The organism is Cyanobacteriota bacterium (assembly GCA_025054735.1).
Taxonomy (GTDB): Bacteria; Cyanobacteriota; Cyanobacteriia; order SKYG9; family SKYG9; genus SKYG9.
The window spans coordinates 1-11591 of sequence record JANWZG010000072.1 but is presented as its reverse complement, the minus strand read 5'-3'; the positions used below and the strand labels follow the sequence as shown (position 1 = coordinate 11591).

11 protein-coding genes are annotated in these 11591 nt (G+C 50.0%); 5 read left to right on the top strand and 6 right to left on the bottom strand.

Features of this window, described 5'->3' with window-relative positions; translation table 11 throughout:
• Positions 1 to 6: 6 nt before the first annotated feature.
• Positions 7 to 990, bottom strand: a complete 984-nt coding sequence (locus NZ772_05355) for an NAD(P)-dependent oxidoreductase (protein MCS6812987.1) — start codon at positions 988 to 990, stop codon at positions 7 to 9.
• Between the two features lie 184 nt (positions 991 to 1174).
• Between NZ772_05355 and NZ772_05350 the strand changes: the two genes are divergently transcribed.
• From NZ772_05350 to NZ772_05335, 4 genes are all read left to right on the top strand, one after another.
• Positions 1175 to 1816, top strand: coding sequence for a Uma2 family endonuclease (locus NZ772_05350; GenBank protein ID MCS6812986.1), 642 nt, complete (start codon positions 1175 to 1177; stop codon positions 1814 to 1816).
• Positions 1817 to 2038: 222 nt separating this feature from the next.
• Positions 2039 to 2854, top strand: a complete 816-nt coding sequence (locus NZ772_05345; protein ID MCS6812985.1) for a Uma2 family endonuclease — start codon at positions 2039 to 2041, stop codon at positions 2852 to 2854.
• A gap of 223 nt (positions 2855 to 3077) precedes the next feature.
• The gene (locus NZ772_05340; GenBank protein ID MCS6812984.1) at positions 3078 to 4226 is read left to right on the top strand and encodes an ABC transporter ATP-binding protein; all 1149 of its coding nucleotides are present in this window, start codon (positions 3078 to 3080) and stop codon (positions 4224 to 4226) included.
• Positions 4227 to 4349: 123 nt separating this feature from the next.
• Positions 4350 to 6197: a hypothetical protein gene (locus NZ772_05335; GenBank protein ID MCS6812983.1), complete on the top strand. Its 1848-nt coding sequence runs from the start codon at positions 4350 to 4352 to the stop codon at positions 6195 to 6197.
• 28 nt (positions 6198 to 6225) lie between these two features.
• On the opposite strand, the gene NZ772_05330 is transcribed toward NZ772_05335, so the two are convergent.
• Positions 6226 to 6729, bottom strand: coding sequence for a DNA-processing protein DprA (locus NZ772_05330; GenBank protein ID MCS6812982.1), 504 nt, complete (start codon positions 6727 to 6729; stop codon positions 6226 to 6228).
• A gap of 79 nt (positions 6730 to 6808) precedes the next feature.
• Here NZ772_05330 and NZ772_05325 point away from each other — a divergent pair, with 79 nt between their 5' ends.
• The gene (locus tag NZ772_05325; protein ID MCS6812981.1) at positions 6809 to 7114 is read left to right on the top strand and encodes a DUF2499 domain-containing protein; all 306 of its coding nucleotides are present in this window, start codon (positions 6809 to 6811) and stop codon (positions 7112 to 7114) included.
• Between the two features lie 162 nt (positions 7115 to 7276).
• Here the strand turns inward: NZ772_05325 and NZ772_05320 are convergent, their stop codons facing one another.
• The 4 genes from NZ772_05320 to purF all read right to left on the bottom strand — a co-directional run bounded on the left by NZ772_05320 (position 7277) and on the right by purF (position 11388).
• Positions 7277 to 7459, bottom strand: a complete 183-nt coding sequence (locus NZ772_05320) for a hypothetical protein (GenBank protein ID MCS6812980.1) — start codon at positions 7457 to 7459, stop codon at positions 7277 to 7279.
• A gap of 7 nt (positions 7460 to 7466) precedes the next feature.
• Positions 7467 to 8549, bottom strand: a complete 1083-nt coding sequence (locus NZ772_05315) for a hypothetical protein (GenBank protein ID MCS6812979.1) — start codon at positions 8547 to 8549, stop codon at positions 7467 to 7469.
• 278 nt (positions 8550 to 8827) lie between these two features.
• Entirely contained in the window at positions 8828 to 9913 is a 1086-nt protein-coding gene (locus tag NZ772_05310) for an ABC transporter ATP-binding protein (protein MCS6812978.1), read from the bottom strand.
• A gap of 20 nt (positions 9914 to 9933) precedes the next feature.
• Positions 9934 to 11388, bottom strand: a complete 1455-nt coding sequence (purF, locus tag NZ772_05305; protein ID MCS6812977.1) for an amidophosphoribosyltransferase — start codon at positions 11386 to 11388, stop codon at positions 9934 to 9936.
• Between the last annotated feature and the right edge of the window lie 203 nt (positions 11389 to 11591).

The window sequence follows — 11591 nt, the reverse complement described above, 5'->3', positions numbered from 1 at the left end:
GTTCCCTCATCTGCGCCAGTGTTTACCCTTATCGTTGCCAGGGGGAATACCCGTAGCTCTTAGCACATCTGCCAAGGTAGGACAATAGGCAGGAAGGCCCAACAGGGCTGGACTGACAGGATCCTTGTAGTAAAAATGGCGGTAGTTGAGGCTGAAGTAGTCCCACGCTGCCATTTGTAGGCGAAATAGCTTAATGATGATGTTGGCAAACCACAGGGTAAGGGGCAAGCGAAAATAAATCCTGAGGTTCAAGTAGTTACAAAATTGCTCGATCGTCTCATTGACACTCAAGCGCGGGTTACCCAGCACCATCTGTTGCAGGCGCGGCTCTTCTGGAGGATTGTCTACCAAGTAGGTCACGATCGTAGCAATGTCTTGGGCATGGATAAAGTGCAAGCTGCCTTCAGTGCCAAAGAAGCGGATGAGAGGCATCCATTTCACCACTTCCGCCAGCCCAGAGGATAAATGGGAGTAAGGCATCGTTTCATCGCCGCCAAACACTAGAGTCGGCAGTAGCACTGTAATCTTAGGAGCGATCGCTAGCTGAGGCAACTTGGTGTAGCACTCATACTTAGAGCGAATGTAATCAGTGCCTAGTTCCCAAGCTTCTGGCAACAGTTGGTTCTCGTGGTTGAGAATGCTAGCAGTGGAAAAGTAGAGAACCTGTTCACAGACTACTGGATCCAATAAATTCATCAACCGTAGGGTTTTGGTGATGTTAATGTCCGTTGTTTCCTGGGGATCACCCCAGGCTGTTGCTGTTAAAATTGCTACATTGATGGTCTTGAGCAGGTCTGCAAAATGCTCGATGTCCCGCATGTTGCCCTCCAGCACAGTGACACCAGGGCGATCAAACTCTAGCTTCAGCTTGGCTGGGTTCCGCACCAGCAGGTACAGATCATGGGTGGTGTGGTGAATCAGTTGGTTGCAGATATAGTGCCCAATACAACCACTGGCACCAGTTACAAAAATTCGCTTATGGTCATTCACAGGTTACAGCTCGGTATCTAGTCAGTTAGGGACATTATCGCTGGTTTCTACATGGATTAGTCATTCGGGTAGAACCTAGGAGCAGGGCATGATACAGAATCGCATAACCTGAGTTGAGTCTCAACTGGGCGCGATCGTAGACAATAGAGGCATCCGCCTTAGCAGCATGTGAGTGGTAACGACAATGATGTTGATAGAAGCTCCCCCCAAGCCGATCGGTGAAAAGCGCATCACCTTTTGTGGTCTTGACTGGCAAGCATTCAAGCAAATTCAGGCCCTGTTGACTGCCCATACCCGCGCCCGCTTTACTTACGACAATGGCCTGTTAGAAATCACTATGCCCCTAGAAGCCCATGAACGCTCTGCTCGTCTAATCGAGCGCTTTATTTTAATTCTTGTGACTGAAATGGGCATGAAGCTAAAAACGATGGGATCAACTACCCTTGATCGGGAAGATTTGCTCAAGAGTGCTGAGCCTGACAATGGCTACTACATCCAAAACTATTCCCTAGTTGCCGATCATGAAGTGGACTTAAGCGTGGATCCAGCTCCTGATCTGGTGGTGGAAGTGGATATTACCAACAGCGACCTGAATAAAAATGCCCTCTACGCCAGCATGGGAGTAGCAGAGTTCTGGCGGTTTAATGGACGAGAGTTACAGATTTTGCAGTTAACTGCGGGAGCCTATGTGGAGTGCGATCGCTCCCCTACCTTTCCACTAGTGAGCAAAACCGATCTCTATCAGTTTCTAGAACTAGCATGGCGCGATGAGGTCGCTGCCGAAGTTAAGCTGCGTCATTGGATCCGTCAACAACTCCAGCAATAGTCCATTGTGACAACAGGTTTCTAGAAACTTGCAGCCATTCCAGATAGCAGTCCTAGGGCATAGGATGTTCTGAATCAGGCAAGCCTACCACCCCTTGCACTTGCGAGATGCCACTGCTACAGTAGCGGCATTCCCCAGGAGCAACTGTAATCCAGTATGATCAGGATACTTATTGCTCATCCCAGCTTGATTCTCTAGTCCACTCCAGGGTTGATGTAGAGTATGACTCCAACGATCGCCAATCTCCAAAACTCGAACTCGACACCCACTCCATCGGACAAGCCTAACTTTGCTGAAACTGGTTGGCATGAAGAATGGATTGAGCATCCTGATGGCACCCAGGAGATTATCTGGACACCTCTAACTGACGCAGAGTTTTTACATCCTAGGGAAGGTGACCACTTGCCTATTGACACGTTTCACGATCGCATCGTCAGCACCCTCAAAGACCTCCTTAAACGCTGGTTCCAGCACCAGCCGAATACTTGCGTTTATGGCGATTTGTCCTTCCAATGGGATATTGACCTAGGGAATCACTGCCCCGACGTTGCCGTAGTGTTCAATGTAAAAGAACCAGAGCGCGATCGTTCTAGCTTTGATGTGGCGGAAGAGGGCGTGCGTCCAGCAGTCATCATGGAAGTCGTGTCCCCTCGCTATCGCCATGTGGATCGAGAAACTAAAGTACAGCACTATGCCCAAGCTCAGGTGCAGGAATACATCATTTTCGATCGGCGGAAGTGTCGCCAACAAACCTGGGAAGAGGTGCTTGGGTACCGCTTGGTTGCGCCTAGCGTCTATCAGCCTATTACCCCTGACGAGAATGGACGGATTCTCTCTCGCGTATTGGGGTTGTGGATCAGCTTGCAGGATGGACAAGTAGTGCTGGAGAATGCCCAAACTGGAGAGCGGCTATTGACGGCATCGGAACTTGCACAATGGGCTGAGATGGAGCATCAACGGGCCGAAGCAGAACGCCAGCGGGCTGATCGACTAGCAGCTCTCCTGCGCAGCCAGGGACTGGATCCTGACCAAATTTAGGTTTTTGCGGGGAAGAGAGCAAAGGGAGGGACGGCGAATTTTAGCGTCAGGAAGTTTCCTGGGAACTGGGGTACCGTACACTAGGTAATGCGTTGTAAAGGATGCTGCAAACCCCGTGGCTTCAATAGTGCTTGAAACAGTTTATAAAAGCTTTGCCCACGATCGCCAACAGCTCAGTAACGAGGCTGATCGTCAGCAAGCTAGTGCCCATGACCATCATCAGGTGCCTGTATTGCGCAACATCAACCTAACTATTGAGGATGGCGAATTTATGGTACTGGTGGGGGCCTCTGGCTGTGGCAAAAGCACCCTACTGCGGCTGATTGCTGGCCTAGAGAGTGTAACAGCAGGCAACATTTGGATGGGCGATCGCCGCTTAAACGACCTGCCGCCCAAAGACCGAAATATCGCCATGGTGTTCCAAAACTATGCTCTCTATCCCCATATGCGAGTGTATGACAACTTGGCCTTCGGGTTGCGCCGTGCAGGTGTCGCTGCTTCCGAGTCAGGAACCTCACTCAGATGGGTAGACGCTTTCCTCACGAGCATCACCCGTCCGTTGCCTAAAGGATGGCGCTACTGGTCTGCCCAAGAGCGAGCGATCGATCAACGGGTCCGAACAGTGGCAAAAATGTTGCAGATTGATGACCTGTTGCAACGCTTTCCTCGGCAACTTTCTGGTGGACAAAAGCAACGAGTAGCCCTAGGGCGGGCGATGGCTCGCAACCCAGCCGTGTTTTTAATGGATGAGCCACTTTCAAATCTGGATGCTCAATTGCGGACAGAGACCCGTGCTCAAATTGTGAACTTGCAGCGACAACTAGGAATCACTACTATTTATGTCACCCATGACCAAGTGGAAGCCATGACGATGGGCGATCGCATTGCTGTCATGCACGCAGGGCAAATCCAGCAGGTTGCTCATCCGCTGGAGCTGTACAATCACCCCGCTAACCAATACGTCGCTGGCTTCATCGGCTCACCCCCAATGAATTTTCTGCCTGTGCAGGTAACTACAGCTACAACGATCGCTCATTATGGCGTTACTCTTACCCTGCCCGATCACTGGCAACCAGCTATAGCTTCTTACATTGGCAGCACAGTTACCCTAGGTGTTCGTCCAGAACATTGGCAAGTGGGACGAGCCACAGCAAATGCTCTGAAGGTGCAGGTGCAACGGGTAGAAGCTTTGGGGAGCGAGACCTTTTTGACCGTAGTGCTAGTTGACACGCCAGGCGCTGAGGCCAGTAGATTGCAGGTGCGCCTCCATCCTGACGCTACTGTCAACGAGGGTGACATCCTAGGGTTGACAGTTGCTCCTGAGCGCATTCATCTGTTTGACCCAGCCACTGGCCTCGCTATCTGTGCCTAGGGTAGGCAGGGGTGAAACATCCGAGTAAAACAATAGCTAGAGGGGGAGTGAGAGAGTTCTACGATCGCGGATGATACAGTTTGAAAATTCCACAATGAAGGCATCTCGATACTATACTGCACTATGCTGTATTTTTTGCTGGCTTGGGTCATCCTAGTTGTTGTTTGTGAAATAATTGGCACTGCGGCTCTAACTAGCCTACAGGTCGGCCTAGCAAGCATTAGTACTGATTGTGGTGAGCGACCGACGGTGCCAGGTGCTGACTCTTTGAGCAACCCCAAGGTTTCCGGCAATTCCCAAGTCTCTGATGCTCAAGTAGGTTTTGCACGCATAGGTGATCGAGGGATTGCAGCACTTTGGCTGGGCCTAATCATCCTTGCTGTATCTCTGCAAGCAACGGCCTTAGTTGTACCGTTGTCTCCTGTTGTTGGTGGTCTTGTCACTGCAGGACTAGTGGCGCTGGCTTTACGATCGCCCCACAACCGTAACCAGCTTTTGGCACTCAAGCAACACCTTTCAATTCGGCGGCTGGCTCTAGGAGTTGGCATAGCCACTGTATTAGCAGCCCTGACAACTCACCCAGTCACTTGGATTGATACAGGGCTGTACCATTACGGGTCTATCCAGTGGTTGGCTAACTATGGCACGGTTCCAGGTGTGGCGCTCCTATTCAGTCACTATGGGTTTGGCTCCTCTTGGTTTGCTTTGGCAGCACCGTTCAATCCACCTGTGTTAGGAGCACGAGCAGCCGCGATCGCCAATGGCTTTGTTGTCCTAAGCGCCGTTTTGAGCTTGTGGGTTGGTCTACATCACTGTAGTCGGCCCAAGGCACAGTTAAGCGATTGGTTCTTAGTGCTGTACTTAGCCATGATACTGACCCTTACGTTGGTCTATTCCCTATTCTCAGTAATTTTGATATCCGCATCACCTGATTTGCCTGTGATGGTACTAGTGGGTCTGACAGCTTGGGCTATGGTTGTATGCCTGCAATCACCGACATCATCTACCGCTAACCCAGCCATACCCCTACTGCTAGCAGCAGGGGCCATGACTATGAAACTAGTTGCCATTCCCCTAGTCGTCATTGCTAGTTGCTTTTGGCTAGGGCAAGGCCAGTTCACGTGGCGACGATCGCTGCTAGGAATAGCACTGTTGTCACTAATCATTGCCCCTATGCTAGCCTCCAACATCATCACCTCAGGTTGTCCGTTATATCCCTCGAATCTATTGTGCTTGGAGTTACCGTGGTCTCCTGCATCTGATTATGCAAAAGCTGTAGCCGAGAGTACCCATAGCGTTACCAAATGGTTTCAAGGGCAAAATGCCCCTACTACCCTGCAGTCATGGTTATGGGCCATGTGGGCTTGGTTTCGTCAAAGCCCTGTCCACAAACTGATCGGTATCGGAAGCATTAGTTGGTTAGTGCTAGCTTTGAGTGTTCTTTGGTGGCTAGACCCCCAGATACGTCGTATTTGCCTATGGTTAAGTGGAACAGCATTGGGTTGTCTCCTGTTTCTGTTCAGAACTTCACCCATGCCTAGATTCACAATTCCTTATCTCGTCCTCATGGGGGCGCTGTTCCTAGCTCTAGGATTTCACCAGTGGATAGGTCGTTATTTCCTAGGCTGGTGCCAGAAGACTGCTCAAGTATCAGCTAGATACTCACAACAACTCACATTAGCAACCTATGGAAGCATCGGCATGGTCACTATCAGCATTGGCATCACTGCTGCACCTCGCCTATGGCTACCACCTCCTATGCAGCAAAGTCCGATCGTACAAAAAACCACCAATGACATTATCTATTGGTCACCCAAACCTATGTCTTCAGACCAAAGTGCACTATGCTGGTCTGCACCATTACCCTGTGCCTTTGAAATCGAGCCTGATGTCTGGCTGCGGAACCCAACCAGGGGAATAGCGGCAGGATTTGTCCGCAAACCTGGCAGCGATCGTTCGCGTAGCCAGTAACTCGCCATTAGACCCTAATCAAAATAAACTAATCAAAATAAAATAGCGTCACAACTTTACGTTGCTCTTCAGCGTCTTGACAAGTCCTCAGCAGGGTTTGGCTATCGTGAAAGGCAAAGCAAATCAGTTGCTGGCACCGTGAGATAATCTCCTGGTTGCACAGGAAACTAGCTTCTGCTAAGGATAAGTTGTCGTTTTCAGGACTTTCAACTAGGTGAATGACTTGTTCTAGCTGCTCTTGAGACTCACGGGGTTGGCGGCTCAGACTTTGAGGCAAAATTACAGTCAGCAGGTTAGAGTCTGCCCGCATAGCCCCTCGAATCACTGCGGCGTTAGTGCCCGTAGCGCCAGAGGTAATAACACGATTACCCGACAGCACTAAGGCATAGGTCATCATTTCGATTAGGTGTTGATGGGTGAGGGGCACATGACGAGACCCCAAGAGGGCAATCCGCTTAGAGCTAACTTGCTGAATCATTGCCAGCTCTTGCAGGAAATCGTCCACTTTCGGTAACTCAATAGACTGGCTCAACGGCAGTATACTAAGGCTAAACAACCCAGCTATTCTACCGTAGATTTTGATCCTTAGTTGCTGCCAGTTCACAATCAACATGCATGCCCTTTCGATTCCTACTTGGATTATTCACATCTCGAGTGTCATTGAGTGGATTGTGGCTATCTGGCTCGTGTGGAGCTACGGCGATGTCAAGAACGATCGCTCGTGGCGTATCCTGTCGATAGCCATGTTGCCTGCTCTCGTTAGTGCAATGTGTGCCTGCACGTGGCACTTTTTTGACAATGCTCCCACCCTAGAGTGGCTAGTAACCCTGCAAGCTGCCATGACCTTAGTGGGCAATACTACGATCTGTCTGGCTGCGTGGTGGATTTGGCGATCGCAGACCAAACTCCAGAACTAGGGGCAATGGCACTAGTACAGCTTTCTAGTACAGCTTTAAAGTGAGGGCTGAAGTCTTCACTCAAGCTACAGATAGCTTGTAGTAAGGACTTAAGTCCTTACTACGAACTAGTGGGTTGTGTCGCTGGCTTTTGGAGAATGGGCATAACCTTACTTGTGAGTGTCAATATCGGGTGTAATGCAGCATGTTGTAGATTGCCAGACCGATGGTTGCAATTAGCAGCAACCAAATGATACTGCTAGGCATGAATCCCAGCAGGTTGAAGCCGCGCATAATCCACAACACAACCAAGGCACCTAATAGCCCCCAAAAGGTTGCTACCCGTTGATTAACCGATCGTCGCATAGGTCAGCTATTCCTCCAGTTGCCACGGATCTTTAGTCAGGCTTTCATCTAGAATGCGCTTGGGACGCAGTACTAAAATAACCCGTCCCAGTAGGGGAACGTCAGGTTCCTGGTCAAACCAAGTAATCATCAACTGTTCGTTCTCATCAGCCACAATGAAGTAGCTCTGGTTATTCCATTGTCGCTGGGTGCGATCCACGAGGATTAAAACTTCTTCATCGGCTTCAGGTAGGGGTGTTGGCAAATCACCACCGTTGCAGAGAAAAGCGATTGTGTCTTCAGATTGCAAAACAACTTGCCAGCTAGGCACAGCTACCCAAGCGGCTGCTCCGTCAAATTTAACAATACCAAAGGCCGTAAATTCATCCACGATCGGCACAGCATTCAGATCCACTACACTCAGGGGAAATTTACCCACAACCGGAATGACTTTGGGCAGTTCGGTTTCCTCTTCAACACGATAGATGGGCATCCGCGGGGTGGTGACCTGTTTAGTGCCGATGGCATTGGTCAGCAATTGCTCTAGCTTTTGACGAGCGGTGTCGCTGTGGGCAAAGCGTAACCCCTTAGCAATCAGTCGGGAACGCTCTTGCAGATCACTCTGCTGACGTGCAGACTGCCAACATTGAAAGGCGATCGCATCTCCTGGATGGTTAACAAACCCCTCTGGCAATGCCGGAAGCCGCGTCAAGTCCTTAAACGCCTTAGCCAAATCATGGGCAGCATCAGCGTCCATACCTCGTTCCAGGGCAAACTCAGCCGCTGCTACTCGCTCTGCTTGAGTCAGAATGCGAAACTCGTACAGCACATCACTACCCCGTTGGCTAAAGTGGGATTTGACTAAATCGCTCGCATTGCCAGCCACCAACGACGCATAAACCTGAGCGCCTACAATCACTTGGTTTTGGATTATGGGTTCAAAGCCTGTTTCTTCAAAGATTTTTTGGGGATTGTAGCCCTGTTTTTGCAGCCAATAGCAAGCTTTTCCCCATGTTACCCAGTTACCTTGCTTTCGCCGTAGGGCTAGCAGCACATCATCGACGGCGATCGCTGGAGTTGCATCAGGAGAGAAATCGGGAGTGTCAGTCATGGAAGTAACCAAATAGAACAAACCGCTGGAAAATCTTAGCTTAAGGCTTGCTCCATCTGCATCAACGAATCGTCAGCTCGTTGCACAGAGAGCTATCTCAACAATCTATCTAGATTAAAGGTTGCCTCAATGTTATTAGAAAATCAGGAATCTGTTTGTCTACATAAGACAACACTATCAAACGTCTTGTCTGGACTCTTATTTCAGTCCCTTCAACATGTAAGTTTTAAGTTAAGTTCTAAGTTTAGTGGACTGAGATTTTGACTAGGGGAATTCAGCTAGAACAGACGATCGCCGGTTTGCCCATCAAACCAGTGCATTGCTTGTAGGGGAATACATAGGTCAATCGTATCACCAATAGTGTAAGTATCAACTGGTAGCAATGCCCGTATGGCTGTAAATTCCTGAGAATTTGTTGGCATCAGAACACTAACGAGCGTCTGAATGCCCAAGTTTTCCACCAAGCTAATTTTTCCTGAGAGGGCAATGGTTTGAGAAGGATCAGTGTTGGCGATCGCCAGCTCCACGTGCTCTGGACGAATACCCAGGGTGATCTGCTCTGGGGCGCTAAACCCTGGGGGTAGTGGAATACGAGTGTCACCTAGGTAGGCATAGCCTTGCTGACAGGGTAATGGGATCAAGTTCATTTGCGGACTACCCACAAACCCAGCTACAAATTGGTTGGCAGGACGGCTATAAATTTGCTGGGGTGAGTCAAGCTGCTGCAAATCGCCATCGTAAAGCACAGCAACTCTGCTAGAGAGGGTCATAGCTTCCACTTGATCGTGGGTGACATAGACCACAGGGGCATTTTGACTAGCAAACACTTGCTTGAGTTCTGCCCGAACACGCTCCCGCAGTAAGGCATCCAGGTTGCTCAGGGGTTCATCGAGCAAAAATACATCCGGACGACGCACCAAGGCACGACCTACAGCCACTCGTTGGCGTTGCCCACCAGACAGTTGACTAGGTTTACGATCGAGCAATGCTTCCAACCCTAAAATTTGGGCAATATCATGGACACGCTGTTGAATGTCGGCCTCTGGTACCTGCCGCAGCCGCAAGCCAGAGGCCATATTGGCATAGACAGTCATATGGGGATAAAGAGCATAGCTTTGGAACACCATGGCAATGTTGCGATCGCTCGCCCCCAAGGGTGTAACATCACGGTTACCAATGATGATTTGTCCACGGGTGGGGACTTCTAGACCAGCAATTAACCGCAACAGGGTAGATTTACCGCAGCCAGACGGCCCTAGCAACGTTAAAAACTCTCCGTCTTCCACAGTGACCGAAAAATCTTTGACGGGAATCACTTTTGGACTGTAGCTCTTATGAAGATGTCGTAACTCAAGTTGTGCCATGCCGTCAGTGATGCCTAGAATCACGTTTCCAGCATTAGTTTAGACCGTTTTAGAGGTTCTGGTACGGAAATGGGATAGTCGCCCGTAAAGCAAGCTGAACAGAAACTGTTGGGGTTACTGCGAGTAGCTGCTAGCATTCCATCCCAACTGAGGTAGGCTAGGGAGTCCACTCCTATTTGAGTAGCAATCTCGGCAACTGACTTGGTGGCACCAATGAGTTGGTCTTGATTATCTGTATCGATGCCATAGAAGCAGGGGTGGGTGACTGGTGGAGATGAGACACGCATGTGAATTTCGGTTGCACCCGCATCACGCAAGGCTTTGACCAGCTTACGGCTAGTGGTGCCCCGGACGATTGAATCGTCCACAATTACTAACCGCTTTCCGGTTAACACATCCCTTAGGGGGTTAAGCTTCATGCGAATACCCGACTCGCGCATGGCCTGGGTTGGCTGAATAAATGTGCGGCCCACGTAGCGATTCTTGATTAACCCTTCGGCGTAGGGAATACCCGAAACTTGCGAGTAGCCAATGCTGGCAGGGATGCCAGAGTCAGGAACCCCCACAACAATGTCTGCCTCTGCCGGAGCCTCCCTGGCTAGTTGCTGACCAATGCGTAGTCGATAGCTATACAACGACTCGTCGTGCATGATGCTATCAGGACGAGCGAAATAGATCATCTCGAAAATGCACAGCTTGCGTTGAGGTTGGCTCCAGTAAAAGGAAGTCAGTCCTTGGGCAGTAATCCACACTAGCTCACCAGGTTCTACGTCGCGAAGATAGTTTGCGCCAATAATGTCAAGGGCGCAGGTTTCTGAAGCCAAGACGTAGTGGATGTCTCCAGGAACATTTGTGCTAGGCAGGGTACCAATCACCAGAGGACGAATGCCGTAAGGGTCTCTGGTGCCGATAATGCCAAGGGGAGTGCCAATCACTAGACTGAAGGCTCCATGACACCGGTGAAAGGCTTTTATAGCGGCCTTAAGCCAGTCATCTGTGGTTTTAGCAGCTTCGGCGATCGCCAGTGCAATCAATTCTGAATCAGTGGTAGTGACGAACGTGCAGTTTTGTTGCAACAGTTCTGCTCGCAGTTCAGCAGCGTTTACCAAGTTGCCATTGTGGGCTAGAGCTAGGGTGCCTATGGGAGTTTCTGCTAGCGCAGGTTGGGCATTAACGACTCGGCTAGACCCTGTGGTGGAGTAACGGTTGTGGCCAATGGCAAGAGTACCCGTCAAATTTTGCAGGATAGACTCTGTGAAAACCTGGGAGACTAGTCCCATGTCTTTATGGACGTAGACGCGATCACCATCAAAGGTAGCAATGCCTGCGGATTCCTGTCCGCGATGTTGCAAAGCGTACAGTCCAAAATAGGCCAGTTTACTAACATCTTCTCCAGGAGCATAGATCCCAAACACGCCACAAGCCTCTTCGGGTTTATCTGGCGGCTCTTGTTGGAGGGTCGCCTTAGGAATCATGTTAGAGGGTTGATGATCGGGTTGAACCTGCTGTGGTTGAATAATGCCGGGCAACATGCGGTAGCTCTGCTCCTGTAAATTTAGCAACGATGGCGTAATGGATGAAGACTCTGCTTCTACGGTAACGAAAGCATAGCCCATTGGACGATAGACACGCTGGTTAAGGACAATCTCACCCTGGCAAAGAGTTAACTGTCGCAATC

Coding starts and splice junctions, on each gene's coding strand:
- NZ772_05350 (MCS6812986.1), top strand. CDS start 1,175: ATGATGTTGATAGAAGCTCCCCCCAAGCCGATCGGTGAAAAGCGCATC.
- NZ772_05345 (MCS6812985.1), top strand. CDS start 2,039: ATGACTCCAACGATCGCCAATCTCCAAAACTCGAACTCGACACCCACT.
- NZ772_05335 (MCS6812983.1), top strand. CDS start 4,350: ATGCTGTATTTTTTGCTGGCTTGGGTCATCCTAGTTGTTGTTTGTGAA.
- NZ772_05325 (MCS6812981.1), top strand. CDS start 6,809: ATGCATGCCCTTTCGATTCCTACTTGGATTATTCACATCTCGAGTGTC.
- NZ772_05320 (MCS6812980.1), bottom strand. CDS start 7,459: ATGCGACGATCGGTTAATCAACGGGTAGCAACCTTTTGGGGGCTATTA.
- NZ772_05315 (MCS6812979.1), bottom strand. CDS start 8,549: ATGACTGACACTCCCGATTTCTCTCCTGATGCAACTCCAGCGATCGCC.
- NZ772_05310 (MCS6812978.1), bottom strand. CDS start 9,913: ATGGCACAACTTGAGTTACGACATCTTCATAAGAGCTACAGTCCAAAA.
- purF (MCS6812977.1), bottom strand. CDS start 11,388: ATGATTCCTAAGGCGACCCTCCAACAAGAGCCGCCAGATAAACCCGAA.